The organism is Actinomadura alba (assembly GCF_014323705.1).
In the GTDB taxonomy this organism is placed as follows: Bacteria; Actinomycetota; Actinomycetes; order Streptosporangiales; family Streptosporangiaceae; genus Actinomadura_C; species Actinomadura_C alba.
Window position 1 is genome coordinate 96,571 of record NZ_JABVEC010000018.1, and the last position, 14,740, is coordinate 111,310.

17 protein-coding genes are annotated in these 14,740 nt (G+C 68.0%); 4 read left to right on the top strand and 13 right to left on the bottom strand.

The annotated features are described in order from the left end of the window. Positions 1-321 (bottom strand): TcmI family type II polyketide cyclase, encoded by a 321-nt coding sequence (locus tag HKK74_RS23075; RefSeq protein ID WP_187245368.1) that lies wholly within the window; start codon positions 319-321, stop codon positions 1-3. Positions 322-541: 220 nt separating this feature from the next. Between HKK74_RS23075 and HKK74_RS23080 the strand changes: the two genes are divergently transcribed. Together HKK74_RS23080 and HKK74_RS23085 are read left to right on the top strand one after the other, a co-directional pair. Further along, positions 542-1,084, top strand: a complete 543-nt coding sequence (locus HKK74_RS23080; RefSeq protein WP_187245369.1) for a flavin reductase family protein — start codon at positions 542-544, stop codon at positions 1,082-1,084. A gap of 54 nt (positions 1,085-1,138) precedes the next feature. After that, positions 1,139-2,194, top strand: a complete 1,056-nt coding sequence (locus tag HKK74_RS23085; RefSeq protein ID WP_187245370.1) for a methyltransferase — start codon at positions 1,139-1,141, stop codon at positions 2,192-2,194. Positions 2,195-2,262: 68 nt separating this feature from the next. On the opposite strand, the gene HKK74_RS23090 is transcribed toward HKK74_RS23085, so the two are convergent. Both HKK74_RS23090 and HKK74_RS23095 read right to left on the bottom strand, forming a co-directional pair. Next, positions 2,263-2,676 (bottom strand): ester cyclase, encoded by a 414-nt coding sequence (locus HKK74_RS23090; protein ID WP_187245371.1) that lies wholly within the window; start codon positions 2,674-2,676, stop codon positions 2,263-2,265. Next, positions 2,663-3,178, bottom strand: a complete 516-nt coding sequence (locus HKK74_RS23095) for a cupin domain-containing protein (RefSeq protein WP_187245372.1) — start codon at positions 3,176-3,178, stop codon at positions 2,663-2,665. The genes HKK74_RS23090 and HKK74_RS23095 overlap by 14 nt, the downstream gene beginning before the upstream one ends. A gap of 200 nt (positions 3,179-3,378) precedes the next feature. Here HKK74_RS23095 and HKK74_RS23100 point away from each other — a divergent pair, with 200 nt between their 5' ends. Further along, positions 3,379-3,816 carry an SRPBCC domain-containing protein gene (locus HKK74_RS23100; RefSeq protein WP_187245373.1) on the top strand — a complete coding sequence of 146 codons (438 nt, stop codon included), beginning with the start codon at positions 3,379-3,381 and terminating at the stop codon, positions 3,814-3,816. A gap of 74 nt (positions 3,817-3,890) precedes the next feature. On the opposite strand, the gene HKK74_RS23105 is transcribed toward HKK74_RS23100, so the two are convergent. The 3 genes from HKK74_RS23105 to HKK74_RS23115 are packed head-to-tail and all read right to left on the bottom strand — an operon-like array spanning position 3,891 to position 7,341. Beyond that, positions 3,891-5,546: an NAD(P)/FAD-dependent oxidoreductase gene (locus HKK74_RS23105; RefSeq protein WP_187245374.1), complete on the bottom strand. Its 1,656-nt coding sequence runs from the start codon at positions 5,544-5,546 to the stop codon at positions 3,891-3,893. A 50-nt stretch (positions 5,547-5,596) separates the two neighbouring features. Further along, on the bottom strand, positions 5,597-6,391 hold the full coding sequence (locus HKK74_RS23110; RefSeq protein WP_187245375.1) for an SDR family NAD(P)-dependent oxidoreductase: 795 nt from the start codon (positions 6,389-6,391) through the stop codon (positions 5,597-5,599). Between the two features lie 2 nt (positions 6,392-6,393). After that, positions 6,394-7,341 carry an oxidoreductase gene (locus HKK74_RS23115; RefSeq protein ID WP_187245483.1) on the bottom strand — a complete coding sequence of 316 codons (948 nt, stop codon included), beginning with the start codon at positions 7,339-7,341 and terminating at the stop codon, positions 6,394-6,396. 231 nt (positions 7,342-7,572) lie between these two features. Between HKK74_RS23115 and HKK74_RS23120 the strand changes: the two genes are divergently transcribed. Beyond that, positions 7,573-8,001, top strand: a complete 429-nt coding sequence (locus HKK74_RS23120; RefSeq protein WP_187245376.1) for an ester cyclase — start codon at positions 7,573-7,575, stop codon at positions 7,999-8,001. A 15-nt stretch (positions 8,002-8,016) separates the two neighbouring features. On the opposite strand, the gene HKK74_RS23125 is transcribed toward HKK74_RS23120, so the two are convergent. The 7 genes from HKK74_RS23125 to HKK74_RS23155 form a co-directional block, all read right to left on the bottom strand. After that, on the bottom strand, positions 8,017-8,655 hold the full coding sequence (locus tag HKK74_RS23125; protein WP_187245377.1) for a hemerythrin domain-containing protein: 639 nt from the start codon (positions 8,653-8,655) through the stop codon (positions 8,017-8,019). Continuing rightward, positions 8,655-9,620, bottom strand: coding sequence for a hypothetical protein (locus HKK74_RS23130; RefSeq protein ID WP_222722626.1), 966 nt, complete (start codon positions 9,618-9,620; stop codon positions 8,655-8,657). Before HKK74_RS23130 ends, HKK74_RS23125 begins: the two co-directional genes overlap by 1 nt. Further along, positions 9,617-10,459, bottom strand: a complete 843-nt coding sequence (locus tag HKK74_RS23135) for a methyltransferase domain-containing protein (RefSeq protein ID WP_187245378.1) — start codon at positions 10,457-10,459, stop codon at positions 9,617-9,619. Before HKK74_RS23135 ends, HKK74_RS23130 begins: the two co-directional genes overlap by 4 nt. Positions 10,460-10,465: 6 nt before the next feature. After that, positions 10,466-12,562, bottom strand: coding sequence for an MMPL family transporter (locus HKK74_RS23140; protein WP_187245379.1), 2,097 nt, complete (start codon positions 12,560-12,562; stop codon positions 10,466-10,468). A gap of 143 nt (positions 12,563-12,705) precedes the next feature. Then, positions 12,706-13,167, bottom strand: coding sequence for an anthrone oxygenase family protein (locus HKK74_RS23145; protein ID WP_187245380.1), 462 nt, complete (start codon positions 13,165-13,167; stop codon positions 12,706-12,708). Beyond that, positions 13,167-14,351 carry an FAD-dependent oxidoreductase gene (locus HKK74_RS23150; RefSeq protein ID WP_187245381.1) on the bottom strand — a complete coding sequence of 395 codons (1,185 nt, stop codon included), beginning with the start codon at positions 14,349-14,351 and terminating at the stop codon, positions 13,167-13,169. Before HKK74_RS23150 ends, HKK74_RS23145 begins: the two co-directional genes overlap by 1 nt. Before the next feature lie 34 nt (positions 14,352-14,385). Continuing rightward, positions 14,386-14,694, bottom strand: a complete 309-nt coding sequence (locus HKK74_RS23155) for an antibiotic biosynthesis monooxygenase family protein (RefSeq protein WP_187245382.1) — start codon at positions 14,692-14,694, stop codon at positions 14,386-14,388. Positions 14,695-14,740: the final 46 nt, after the last annotated feature.

Below are 14,740 nucleotides of genomic sequence, written 5' to 3' on the forward strand. Positions count from 1 at the left end.
TCAGCTCGAAGTCCAGGTGTAGAAGGGCTCAGCCATGGCGTCCTTGGGCTCTTTCCAATTCGGGTCGTAGGGCCGGACGTGTGCGGTGAGCCGCTCGCTGAGGTCGGTGTACAGCGGGTTGTGCCGCGCCTCGTAGAGGTTCGGGGTGATGTCGCCGTCCGCCTCGACCAGGTGGAAGTAGAGGTCGTGGAAGCGGAAGAGGGTTCGCCTGGCGACACCGATCAGGTGGGGCAACTCGGTGGAGTCGGACTCGGCGAACAGGCTCGCCACCGAGTCCGCCTGATCCGGCGCCATCCTGGCCACGATCAGAGTTCGGTGCATGTGCGCTCCTCCCAGGGAACCGGCCCGTCTCTCGGTACCGGTGAGATCACCGCCCCAGGCTGAGGCCTGCCGCTTGACCCGCGCTGCATGAGCGCTGGAAGTGCCGCCCACCGGGCGGTCGAGGCCGTGGCTCCGTCCACAGCCGCCCCCGAGTGGTTCTCGAGCAGTCCGCCGGAGACTGCTGAGGACACCCGGAAACGATGCCGGGAACGGGGAGGCCATGCGAAGCCCTGAAACGCGAACGATGGACCCGGCCGAGGCGCGTCTCCTCAGGTCGGCGCTCGGCAGGTTCGCCACCGGAATCGCCGTGGTGACAGCGATGAGCCCGGAAGGCACGCCCGTCGGGATGACCGTGAACTCCTTCACCTCGGTCTCGCTCGATCCGCCCCTGGTGCTGTTCTGCGTCGGCCACCGGTCCTGCCTGTACCCGACCTTCGCGTCGGCCCATGCCTTCGGCGTGAGCATCCTGCGGGAGAATCAGACCGCCGTCTCCTGGCGTTTCGCCCGCCCAGGATTCGACCGGTTCGCCGAGGGCGAGCCCAGGCCCGGGCGCACCGGCGTTCCGCTGCTGCGCCACGCGCTGGCGGCGTTCGAATGTGACGAGCCTCAGCGGATCCCCGCGGGCGATCACGACGTCATCATCGGCCGTGTCGCCGCCCTCGAGTTCGACCCTGACGACCAGACCCAGCCGCTGGTCTTCTACGCCGGCGGCTACCGCTCCCTGAACACCGAACTCGAGTGGTGGACCGCCTGGCGCGAGTAGCGGGCCCCGACATCCGTACGTCGTCCCGGCCAAACCGAGGTAAGGAGATGTCCCATGACCACACCCACCCACGCTCCGCCATTTCCCCCTGCGAAGATCTACCGTCTGAGCACCGCGTTCTGGCACTCGAAGGTGATCCTCAGCGCCTCCGACCTGGGCGTGTTCGCCCAGCTGGGCGAGGGCCCGGCGACGGCCGGGGAGCTCGCCGACAAGCTCGGCGTGCAGTCATCCGCCTTCCCCGTCTTCCTCGACGCGCTCGTCGCGATGGACCTGCTCGAACGGGACGGCGACCGATACCGCAACAGCGCGGAGGCCGACTACTATCTCGTCCCCGACAAGCGCTACTACATGGGCACCTACCTCGGGTTCGTCGATCGGTTCATGCGGCCGACCTGGGAGGGGCTCAGCGAGGTGCTGCGCACCGGCAAGCCGCAGATCCCCCACCCGCCGCAGCAGGACGCACCGGAGGGCGAAGGCGCGGAGTTCTTTGAGCAGACCTACGCGGACCCGAACCTGCAGCGCATGTTCATCGAGGCACAGGACGCGCTCAGCAGCGAGATCGCCTGGGAGCTCAGCCGACAGATCGACTGGAGCCGGTGGACGAAGATCGTGGACCTGGGCGGGGCCCGCGGCAACGTCGCGGGCATCCTGCTCCAGGCCCACCCGCACCTGACCGGCACGGTCTTCGACATGCCGCCGCTCGAACCACTCTTCGCCGAGCACATGGCTCGGCTCGGGGTCCAGGATCGCGCGCGCTACCAGGGCGGGGACTGGTTCGACGACCCGTTGCCCGAGGGCGAGGCGCTGCTGTGCGGCCACGCGCTGCACAACTGGACCGCCGAGCAGCGCAGGACCGTGATCAGCAAGGCGTTCGACGCCGTGCGGCCCGGTGGCGCCTTCATGGTCTACGACCTGATGATGGACGAGGAGCGGAGCAGGCTGAACCCGTTGTTGCTCAGCTTGGCCATGACGCTCAGCGTCGGTGGCTCCGGCTATCTCGGGTCCGAGTGCCGGGAGTGGATGCGGGAAGCGGGCTTCGTGGACATCGTGGCCGTTCCGCTTAAGGACTACGACGGGCACACGGTCGTCATCGGCCGCAAGCCCATGTGATCGCGACCGCCCGCACGACGGCCCGAGCCGGCTTCGCTTCCGCGGAGCCGGCTCGGGCCGTTTGAGGATCAGCGGAGCTGGGAGACCAGGCCCCACTCGTCGAAGACGTTCAGATCCGCGACGACAAGCCCGCCGCGCACGGTCCAGATCTGGATGCCGGAGGCGACCGCCGAGCGCCCGGTCGGAGGGATGCCGCGGTACTCGGCCACATGCCGCCCCCGGGCGGTGTAGTGAGTGGCGACCTGATCGCCTTGGGCGACCTGGAGGCCGACTTCGACCGACAACTCGCCGAAGGCGGCACGGATCAGCCGTGCGCTCTGCCTGGGCCCCTCGGGCCCGACGCGCCGCCCCCGCATCACGAAACCCGATGCGAAGATCTGGTACGCCAGATCCAGCTCGCCCCGGCACCAGCCTTCGTCGAGCCAGCGCCGAGCCAGCGCCTTGTTCCGCTCCTCGGGGCTCACCCGCTCACCGGACGCCACGGCCGGACGTCCCCGGCGGCCGTCCGGGAACACCCGGCGGTGGCCCGACCGGTTCGAGTCCCTGGACGCGGAACGCGGCGGCCAACTCGATCATGTCGGATGCAGCGGGCGGCGCGCCGGCCGCCATGAGTCCGCTGAGCCCCTCGAAGAAGCCTTCCACCCCACCCGGGGTCGCTATCACCAGCAACTTGCTCGGGCCGCCGGAGATGTTGCGGAACTTGTGGGGCACGCCGCGCGGTCCGTACACGAGACAGCCTGCCGGCGCCTCGTGCTCCTCATCACCGAGATGGATCGCGTAGCGTCCCGCGATGACATAGAACGCCTCGTCCGCGTCCTCATGGATGTGCAGCGGCGGGCCGCCTCCCGGGGAGGTGGTCACCTCGAAGAAGGTGTAAAGGCCGCCGGTGTCCTCGCTGCGCAGCAGGAACCGGCCCTCCTCACCCATCCAGTGGACCGGTGCCACCGCGTCACGCGAGACGATTCTTCCTGGGGTGTGCGTCATCGACCCACCATCCATTCCATGAATTGTTTAAATAAGGATCGTACGACCCACTCAAGATGTCAATATCAGAACCCCTTAAGGCCATTTTTCTGCCGCCTTGCCGGTGCTTTATCCGTACCGTCTCACCAGCAGACTTCCAGCCGGCCTCAAGCCGTTAGGGAGACCGTTCTCGCAAACGGCACCGAGCGAGAGGGAGCTCCATGCTGACGCGAGAGGTCGAAACCGCCATCGACATCGAGGCGACCCCGGACCGGGTGTGGGAGGTGCTCACCGACTTCGGCTCGTATCCCGAGTGGAACCCCTTCATCGTGCGGGTGACCGGAACGCCCACGCCGGGCGCCAAGGTCATCCTGAAGATCCGCTCCTCGGCCGGGTGGAGCGCGACCAACAAAGCGACGCTGCTCGCGGCCGTCCCAAACCAGGTGTTGCGCTGGTCGGCGCGTCTCATTCCCATTCCAGGATTGGTCGCAGGCCGCCACGAATTCCGACTTTCCGCCACCGACGGCGGGACCCGCCTAGTCCATTCAGAGCAGTTCTCCGGCGTATTGGTCCCGATCATCGGCGGGCTTCTGGCCAAGACCGAGCGAGACTTCCACAACCTCAACGAGGCTCTCAAGAAGCAGTGCGAGAACGGCTGATCAACACCACCGCCGAGAGCCGGAGAGCCGGCCGTCCCCAAGGGAACGGCCGGCTCTGTGGCGTCGTCCGCGACTCAGGCGATCTTCTTGCGCCGCAGCGCCGCCCGGCCGATGGCCTGAAGGGTGCCGGAGGCGAGTTCTTTCGCACTGGGCGGACCGCTCCGGATGGCCCAGAACAGGAACTTGGCGAGATCCACCGTCGTCGGGTGCAGGTTGTGGTTGTCAGGGTCCTTGTAACCGAATGCGGCGGGGGGCAGCTCGGACTCCATCACCATCCGGAGGATCGAGCGGGCGGCGGCGTCGGCCGAGATCTCGCCTACATCGAACTTCTCGACCGTCTCGACCATGGTGTCCCACATGGCCTTGGTCTCGGGCTCGTCCGGCCACCAGAAACCGGCGTTCGGGGCATCCTCCAGGGCCTTGTAAACGGCGTCGTCACCGCTGAGCTTGTACTGGAGCTGGGCCCGGCTCAGCCGCATCGCGCCGTAGTTCGAGCTGAAGCCCCAGATGCGGAAGATCGCGTCCCACAGGGGAAAATGCGGGAAGGAGATGAATGCGACGTTGCATAGATCGTCGTTGTAGTCGAGCAGGCCCTGCTGAAGCCGCTCGACGAACTCGTACCTCTCCTCGGAGAAGTCGTCGTCCTCCAGCGACTCCAGGATCCGCCATGCCACCGCGTCGATGACCTCCACCGTGTTGGACATCCCCCGCGAGAAGAGCGGATCGATGAACCCGGCGGCGTGCGACATCATGCACCAGCGGTGCCCGACGGTCTTCTTGGCGGAATATTGCAATCGGCCGGTCGACACCCATTCCCGGACGCGGCGCGCACCCCGGAAATGCCGTGCCACGGCCGGAAACCTGTTGACATAGGAGAAGAACTCCTCCTCCGCTGTCATGTCGTCCGGCTTGGGGTGGACACGGTTGTCGAGGACCAGGCCCACGCTGCAGAGCGGGTTGGTCGACTTCTTGTGGTTGTCGAACGGGATGATCCAGAAGAACCCCCGGTCGAAGGTGTGGTGAAGGGTGCCGTCATGCCAGCGCAGCGGCGGGCGCTGCTCCTTCGGCCAGTCCACCATGTCGTCGAAGGGCGGCATGTCCACCATGTGAGTGAAGATGGACCGGGTGTCGGTCTTGAAGCGGCAGGGGTCCTCGCGCAGGTCGAGCGCGTCGGCGACCGGTGAGCGGAAACCGCTCCCGTCCACCAGGTAGCGCGCTCGGATGCGCTCACCGTTCTGTCCGGTCACCGTCACGGCGTCTGCCGCGAAGTCGACGTCGGCGACCCGCCAGTTCTGGCGCGGATCACAGCCGTACTTGATCGCGACGTGGAACATGTAGGCGTCGCTGTCCTGGCGGAAGATGTGGGTGGCCTTGTACAACGCCCTGGGCACTCCGGCCAGGATGGTCTCTCCGGGATCGGGCTCCTCCCCCGGCCGGTGCGACACGAAGGCGAAGTGCCGCTTGATGCCGAACGTGCTGCCGATCTTCTTGTCGACCGCGTGGATGCTCTCCAGCGTCGTGATCTCCGGGATGCGGTAACGCGCCGCCAGCATGTTCAGCCGGACGAGGAAGTGCGGGATCGTCGACTCCCCCACCGCGAACCGGGGGTGTGTCACCCCGTCGACCAGGATGACCTTGGCGCCGTTCCCGGCAAGGATGGCGCCGAGCATGGAGCCGGCGATTCCCGACCCGATGATCAGGACGTCGCAGTTGGTTTCCTTCACGTGCATCAGCCTCGCTCTTTTTCGCAGGTCGGGTGCTTCACCTCGAATCGGGCCCGTCACACCAACGCGGTACCGCCGTCGATAAGGAGATAGCTTCCGGTGAGGTAACCGGCCGGGTCGGCCGCCAGGAAGGCGATCACCTCGGCCACGTCCTGCGGCAGGCCGTTGCGCCGCACTGAGGCGCGCTGGGCGTTGGCGCGCAGGACCTGCTCGGGGAGCCCCTCGGCGACCCGAGTGATGATCAGCCCCGGCCCCACCCCGTTGACGCGGACCCCATAGGGGCCGGCCTCCTGGGCGAGCACCTTGACCGCGGCCTCGACGGACGCCTTCGCCATGCTCAGCGGCAGGAACCCGGGCGCGGGCGTACGCGACAACGCCGCGCCGACAGCGACAATGGAGCCGTGCCCGCGGTCGATCATTCCCGGCAGGATGAGGTCGATGGGGTTCAGCACCGCCCGCAGCTGCCGCTGCACGATCCACTCGGTGTACTCCACAGAGGTGCCGATGAACGGGGCGACCTTCACGTCGAATCCGTACAGGCCGGTCGCGTTGGTCACCAGGATCTCGACAGGTCCAAGCTCGGTCTGGGCGCGTTCCACCAGATCCTTGACCTGGTCACGGTCGGTCACGTCGGCCTGGAGCGCCAGCGCGCGGCCGCCCGCGGTCTCGATCGACTCGACGACCTCTTTCGCCATGGTCTCGCCGCGGTGGTAATTCACCGCGACCACGGCCCCCCGGGCGGCGAGTGTCCGGGCCGTGGCGGCACCTATCCCGCTGCTGGCTCCGGTGACGAGCGCCACCTGGCCGTGAAAGACCCGTGGCTGCGCCTCTGCCGGTGCGTGTTCTCCCATCCTCAGGGTCCTTTCGTCTTGGGAACGGTCAGTTCGTACGACACGCCGGTGAGGTCCTCTGAGACGTCCCACAGACGCAGGCCCAGCACGGGATCCTCAGCTCGCGCGGGGGTCTTCACCTTTCCGGTACGGCCCCGGATCTGTCCGGGCCCCTGCGGCGCATAGCTTTCGCCGGGCTCGACCCCGGGCGCACAGGCGGCGTACAGGGAGGGCCACGCGCCCTGTGCGGTGGGCTTGGCGACAATCGCGGTGGTGAGGCGGTACCAGAACTCCTGGATCTTGTTGTTGGTCATCCGCGGGCCCACGTAGAGCACGTCGGTCACCGCGTATCCGGGGTGTGCCGCCACGCCGATCAGCCCGCGTTCGGCATAGCGCCGGGAAAGTTCCTTGGCGAACACCAGGTTGGCCATCTTGGCCTGCGTATAGGCCGCGGACTTGTTGTACTTCCGCTCACCCTGGAGGTTGTTGAAATCGATCTTCCCCCAGTAGTTCACCCCGAAGGTCGTGAGGTTGACGACCCGAGCGCCCGGCCGGGCCAGGAGCGCGGGCAACAACAGCCCGGTCAGCGCGAAATGCCCCAGATAGTTGGTCGCGAACTGGAGCTCGAACCCGTCCGGCGTCAGCGTGTACGGGGTGGCCATCACCCCTGCGTTGTTGACGAGAATGTCGAGCCCAGGGTGATCGGAGAGATACTCGTCGGCGAACGCCCGTACGGAATCCAGGTTCGCCACATCCAGAATGCGCAACGCGAGATCACCCGCCGGCACCCGCCTGCGCAACTCGGCTCGCGCGCGCTCACCGCGCTCGCGGTTCCGGCAGGCCAAGGTCACTTCCGCGCCGTGGCGGGCGAGTTCCAGTCCGGTGTAGAAGCCCAGGCCGGCGTTGGCGCCGGTGACTATCGCCGACTTTCCGGAAAGATCAGGGATATCGGCCGCGGTCCACTTGCCCATCATCGGTCCTCTCCGGCCCGCCCGGTTCGAACACGAGCCACCTGACCAGTGTGCGGCACGTCGATAAATTGGCGGCTAAGCGAGAGGAAAAGACGACAAGATGGCACCTTGACAACATTTATGGAACTGGGTACCGTCCCAATAAGATGCAGATCATCAACTCTTCAGAAGGGAATAATGATGCCCGAAGAGAGCCAACAAGAAAGGAATAAGGCAATCCTGCTACGGTCTTTGGATATTCTCCGAGGAAAGGCCGGAGCCGAGCTGGCGAATGAAACTTACACGGCCGACTACACCGACCACAGTGGAGCGCCCGAGCGCGGCCCGCAACGCGTACTGAACGCGGCGAAGGCCGCACGCACCGCCTTCCCCGATCTCGAGTACGAGATCGAACAGGTCGTGGCCGAGGGCGACACCGTGGCCCTCCGGATGGTGATGAAGGGAACGCATGCGGGGCCACTCCCCGGGTCGGGTCTACCGGGCACCGGCAAGAGCGTCGAGGTCCCGCAGATGCACCTGGTCCGGTTCGCCGACGACAAGATCGCCGAACACTGGGCGCTGCGGGACGACCTCGGCATGATGCGGCAACTCGGTGTCATTCCGGGTCCGGGCGGTCCGGGCGGTCCTCCTGGACCTCCTGGACCTCCTGGCGGACAGTGACCTTGGACGGTCATCTCACAACCACCGTGGCTGCCTCGCATAGCGGGGCAGCCACACCTTTTGGAAAAGCAGGCGCACCGGAGGAGGCACCCGGCCGAGCACGGCCGCCCGGTCCGCCGGGTCCGCCTCCCCGATCAGCCACGGGAAGAACTCCGGAGCGGAACGTAGGGCCGCCAAACCTCCGCCGCGCATGTCCGCGAGGCATCGCTCCCACTCGCCGGCCGACATCGCGACCCCGACCAGCGGTAGAGCGGCCGACTCCTCGTGGGTCAGGTGCTCACCCAGCTCGCCACAGAACCGGTCGGTCGCATCCGCCAGCAGGGCACCGGCCCCGTCCGGCCGCGCGAGCGCCTGGTCCACGGCCCGGATCAGCGGCTCGATCCGCTCGTGCTCTTCCTCCATCGCGGCCAGGACCGCCAGATCGTCGGGGCGGCCACGGAGACCGGCCCGCATCCGCGGCCACATACGCCGGTCCTCACCCTCGTGATGGCTACGCAGCATCGCCTTGAAGGTTTCCCAGCCCACTCGCACGGACTCGCGACCGCGCGCATCCCCCTCTTCCAGTTTCTCGGCGGCGTCGGCCAGATGGCGCAGGTCGCGCCGCATCGCGTTGTGCGTCACGAGCATCATCGTCATATCGAGATCGCCGGACATCACAGTCCTCCTTCGTACCGGCAACTGATGTTCAGCGTGTGCGCCGCGGCGAGATATCGGTCGTCGGGACGCAGCGCGTACTCTCGCACGCAGGCCTCAGCGAGCTTGATGGCGTGCTCGTCCCCGATCTGCACCGCCTCCTCGGTGAGGTGTTCGCCCGTAGGCGGCCGGTAACCGGGCTCGCGGGCCGGCCCCCGGCCGCTGGGGAATCCCGGGATCCTGTTCCAGACCATCTCCACGAGTCGTTCGGCGACCTCACAGGTCCGCAACCGCAGCTCGCCGGGCAGGATGGGCAGCACCAGGCGCATGGCCGCGGGAGCGGTGATCGCGTGCACCAGCGGAACGGGCGGCCGGGGCGCCAGCGTCGCGTACTTCCCGGCGCTCGCCACGGTCAGGTCACTCAAAGCGACCTGGACGTCCCGCTCTGCCGGAGCCGACGTCCTCTCGTCGGCATCCCCGGTCATGATCGGCGTATGGCGAGCCGCCCAGTAGGCCAGCCCGCGCGCGAGCTCGTTCAGCTGGAGCGGGCTGGGTTCGGGGGTGGTCCGCAGGATCCGCACCGCGTGCGCGGTCCGGATGAGTCCGTGGGTGAAGGCCGCGAACGCGCCGTCCAGGAGCACCGGCCACCACCTGACGACCACCTCCTGCCATGGAGCGGTGTCGAGCCGCCGGTCGAAGAAGGCGACCCAGTCGGCGACACGCCGGTAGTCGCCCAGCGCGAGCCGCTGCGCCCCGGGATCGTCGTCCGGGATCGGTTCGGCGGCGGCGGGTGGCGCGGTGTAGCGACGCTGCCGCCGGTTGAGCTCGAGCCAGGACGGCACGACGTCGGGGTGCCCCAGAGTGATCAAGGTCTCTGCGGCCATCGGCGCGTGTACGGCGAAGTCCGGCCCGAACTCGAACCCGACCTCCCACATCCGGTCGAGCGCGTCGTCGATCGCCTCGGCGTAGCGGGGAGGCTGAATCATGGGAGCGCTTTCCTCCCCTCCGCGAGGACGATCGTGCCGTACATCAGGAACCCGCCCTCGGCTTCTCGGGCGGTGATCTGCTCCTGCAGGACCCGGGCCCGGTCGGGCGCGATCACACCCCGTTCACCGGCCTGGCGTACCGCGTTCAACAGTCCAGTGAGCCCGTCGGCGGCTGCCAGCCCGTTCAGCACTACGGGCGCGACGGTGACCTGCACCTCCCGCACGCCGGCGGCGCGCAGGACGCCGGGGAGCCGGCGCCCGATCCAGGGATTGCGGACGTTGTCGAACCACCACGCGAGCACGGCCCGCGTCGCCTCCTGGTCGTCCAGGTCGGGCGCCCACATGCCGTGATCCGGGTCCGCCACGAGAATCCGCCCGCCTGGTCTGGCAACCCGCAGCATCTCCGCTACGGCCCGCACCGGTTCGTCCAGGTGCTGGACCATTCGCTCTGATCTGCATGCGTCGAATCGGTCGTCCGAGAACGGCAGCGAGTACGCACTGGCGGTCGTGAACGTCGCGGGAACGCCGGTGGCCTCGCACCGGGCCGTGGCTTCCTCGATCGCCTCCGGGTTGACGTCCACGCCGATCGCCTCACCGCCCGGGTCGACCTGCGCGGCCATGTCCAGCAGGTCGGTCCCGTTGCCACACCCGACGTCGAGGACCCGCTGTCCGGGCGCGAGCTCGAGCCTGCGGAGGATCTCCCGTTTGACCACGGCGAGTGCACCGGCGGCCTCGTCGAGGTACCCGGCGGCCGGCCGTCCAAGGAGGGTGGTGGTAGGGCCGTTCGCCTCGCCGGTCGCCTCGCCGGTCGCCATGCCGCCTGCCAGTCGCTCCACCATCGATGCTCATCCCTTCTGTTCCGGCGCGAGCACTCGTTCGCGCTCTCGTTGCCGCTCGACCTGTCGACGGGCGAGGCGGCTCGGCCACCAGATCCGGTCACCGAAGTCGTAGGTGAGCGCGGGAACCAGCAGCGAGCGCACGATGAAGGTGTCGATCAGCACGCCCAGGCCGATGACGACGCCCTGCTCGGCGAAACCCACCACGGGGAGCGTGATCAGCACGCTGAACGTGGCCGCCAGGACGACACCCGCCGACGTGATGACACCGCCGGTCGACACCAGGCCCGTGATGGTGCCCTGCCGGGTTCCCTGCCGTATGGACTCCTCACGGACGCGGCTCATGAGGAAGATGTTGTAGTCCACCCCGAGCGCCACCAGGAAGACGAAGGCGATCTGGGGTAGCTGTGCGTCCTGCCCGGTCCAGTTGAAGACGTACTCGAACAGAACCGTGGAGATGCCCATCGCCGCGCCGAACGACAGCACGACGGTGGCGATGAGGAGGAGCGACAGCGTCAGGGCACGCAGGAGGGCGAACAACACCAGCAGGACGGCCAGCAGGACCAGCGGGATCACCAGCCACGAGTCCCGCACGGTCGTCTCGACCATGTCGAGCTCGATCGCCGCGGAACCACCGACCTTCGCCTCCGCGCCCGGCACCGCGTGCAGGCCTTCCCGCAGCCGTTCAACCGCGGCGCGCTCGGCCGCGGTGTCCGGCTCGGCCGCCAGCGTGGCCTGGAGCTGGACCTTCCCACCGGACCTGCCGGACTCCTCGATCGTGGCCACGCCCGCTGAGCGCGCGGCGGCCTTGACCTGCTCGGCCTGGGTCGCATTCGCGATCACGTCCACCGGGTTGCTCGCGCCCGCGGCGAAATGGGCCGAAATGGTGTTCTGCCCCTTGAGCGAGTCGGGAGGGCTGGTGAAACGCGTCTGCTGCGGGACGTTGAACGCGGTCAGCCCGAGCATTCCCACCGCCAGAACCGCCGCGGTCGTCGCCCAGACCACCCGCGGCCGTGCGGTCACGAGATTCCCGACGCGCACCCACAGGCGGGAGGCATGCGGGCTCAGGCCGGCATGCGGTACCCGCGGCCAGAAGACCCACCGGCCGAAGATGACCAGCAGCGCGGGCAGCAAGGTCATCATGGCGAGCACCGCGGAGCCGACCGCCAGGACCCCGATAGGGGCCAGCGAACGCGTGGAGTTGAGGTCCGCGACGCCGAGGCACAGCAGGGCGAGGGCGATCGTGCCGGCCGAGGCGAGGATCGCGCCGCCGGACCTGCGCAGCGCCTCCGCCATCGCCTCGTGCCGGTCGGCGTGACGGCCCAGTTCCTCCCGGTACCGGGAGATCAGCAACAGGGCGTAGTCGGTCCCTGCGCCGTAGATGAGGATGGTCAGCACACCGGTCGCCATGGAGTTGACGACCATGCCCGGTCCCTTGATCAGGCCGTACACGCTCGCGCTGCCGACCTGGTTGGCCGCTGCGACAGCGAAGAGCGGCACCAGGAACAACACTGGACTGCGGTAGATGAGCAACAGGAGAATCGCCACCACCACGACCGGGATCAGCACGAGGGTGAACTCCATCTCCCGGAAGATCAGGAACTCATCGGCGCTGAGACCGGCCGGGCCTGCGACCTTGACATCGAGACCGGCGCCCGGCTCGCCCAGCCGGTCGCGCATGCCGTCGACCGCGTCAAGGATGACCTCACCCTCCTGCTCGCCCTCGGCCGCCACGAGCGGGACCGTGTACAGCAGGGCCGTGCCGTCCGTGGAGACCACCGGCGGCTGCGCTCTCGCCTTGGGTGCGAATTCCCTCGTGAGTTTCTGCTGGTCGGCGGCTACTCGTTGCTTGTCGGCCACTGTCAGTCCGCCGTCCCTCTGGTAGACGACCATGGCGGGGATGACCTGTCCCTGCGGGAACTGTTCCTGGACCTTGAGTACTTCGGTGGATTCCGCGCTCTTGGGCAGGTACTCGAGCCGGTCGTTGTCAGCCGCCGTGAACAGCTTGCCGGCGAAGGGTGCCGCCACGAAGAGCAGCACCAGCCAAGCCACCAGGACGAGCCACTTGGCCCGGCGTCCCGCCGGCACCGCCATCAGCCTCGTCATCGCGAACCTCCAGAGGTACTTGATCAGCCTGAGATCGGGGCCGGGAGCACAACATGACTATTATCTACATAACTACTATCGCCATAGCTATTATGCCGCCGAATGAGCCGCGCCCTGCCGTGATGTCGCCGGCAGGACGCTTCTCACCCCCAGGCCAGCGCCGCACCGACGATCGCCGCCACGAAGCCCGCCACCGCCAAGAGCGCCCGGATCCGGTTGGCCGCCGCCCACCGGGTCCGCACGCGAGGCCAGTCCGCCGGTGGATCAGCCGGGTCCCAGGCGTCGATGTCGCGATTGATCCGTACGTTCCAGCCCTCGGAGACCACGGCGACCCCGATGATGCACAGCCCGGCCAGCGCCAGGGCGACCCTCGGCCACATGTCCCCCGCCAGCACGATGACCCCAACGCAGATCACCAGGGCGACCTTGTTGACCCTCGGCATCAGCGGGTCGAAACGCCGGTCCAGAAGCCGGTGCACCTGGACATAGCCTTCTCCCGGCAAAGCGCCGACCGTGGGCACGATGGCCACCTCGACCGCGAACAGAACGCCCGCGAGCCCGCCCGACAGCAACAGGAAGGCCGCGAGGAGGATGTCGACGGCCATCAGAACCGCACGTCCATCATCTGCTTGTAGCTCTCACGGCGCCCCTTGGAATCGAAGAACGCGCGCATGAACAGGTCCCGCCCCGCACAGCGGAACCGACTGTGCCAGCGGCCCATCGCGCCGATCGACCAGGCTGTGCTGATCATGCCTGCGACCCGTTCGTACCGGAGCGCCTCGAAGGCGGAGACCGCCGCCGACACATCGTCATGCTCGGCGAGGAGCCTGGTGAGGGCGACCCCGTCCTCGATGGCCTGGCCCGCGCCCTGGCTCAGGTTGAGGGTCATCGGATGTGCGGCGTCTCCCAGCAGAACGACGCGGCCGGCGCCCCAGCCGGCACAGCGGTCGGGTGGGCGGTCGAAGATGTCGATGGGAAGGATCGCGTCCTCTTCGGTGGTCTCGATGATGCGCGGGACAGGGGCCGGCCAGTCGCGGTACGCCTCAGCCAGCACGTCGCGCCGCCCCTTGGCCAGCATGTCGAACGAGCCGCCCACACTGTCGGCGGTGATGGCGTCCCAGTAGACCTCGTCGTCGTTCAACCGCATGTAGAGGAAGCGGAGCCCACCCCTGCCCCAGAGATTGAAGAAGGTCCCGGTGGGGACGGCGTCCTCGCCCGGGAGGCGGGTGATCGCCTGCCAGGCCGTGTAGCCCGCATAGCGCGGCGGGAGGTCATGTCCCTTGCGCATGGCCTCGCGGACCGTCGAACGCAGGCCGTCGGCTCCGATGAGAACGTCGGCACGTACCTCGCCGCCGTCTTCCAGCCGCGCGGTCACCCCGTCCGCGTCCTGCTCGAAGCCCACGCAGCGGGCACCCAGCCGTACGCAGTCGCCCGCCGCGTCCATCAGCACGGTGTTGAGCGCGGAACGGCGCAGACCGAGCGCGGGCACGCCGTACCGCGCCGCCTCCGGAGCGATGTCCCAACGGGCGAGCCGCCGGTCCCGGTCGGACCGGAACTCGTGGTAGAGGATCTCGACCCCCGCCTCCGCGACCTGCTCGTCCAATTTGAGCTCGCGGAGGGCGAGCAGCGCGTTGTGCCAGAGCATGAATCCACCGCCGGTCAGCAGCCGGTCGGGAGTCGAGCGCCGTTCGAGGACCGTGGTGTCGACACCGGCTCTGGACAACCCGATGGCCGCCGTCAGACCGCCGATGCCCGCGCCCACCACGACCGCGTTCCGCACGGCCGGCATCACGTCACCTCACCTGTCTCAGGAGGAAGGAATGTCAAACGCTGTCGAGCCGGGCACGTACCTCGAAGATCCGGCGCTCGACCCCCCGGTCGCCCCAGTAGGGGAACATCGGCGCCGCCATCTGCATATGTCTGGGATCGTCCTCCCAGGCGCGGAAGGCCTGCTCGCTCTCCCACTCGGCGAGCAGGATGTAGGTCTCGCCGTCCTCGGCATCGCGCAACAACTCGTCGTGCAGGTGCCCGGGCGTGCCGCGCACCGTTTCGGTGACCTGACGGTAGGCCTCCTCGAACTTCTCCTGGTCCTCTTTCCTCGGGGTCGCGCGGACAAGGATGCGTACGGTCATGGCTGTCGTCCTTCCTTAATGAGCCTGCGGACCTCGGTCCGCATGG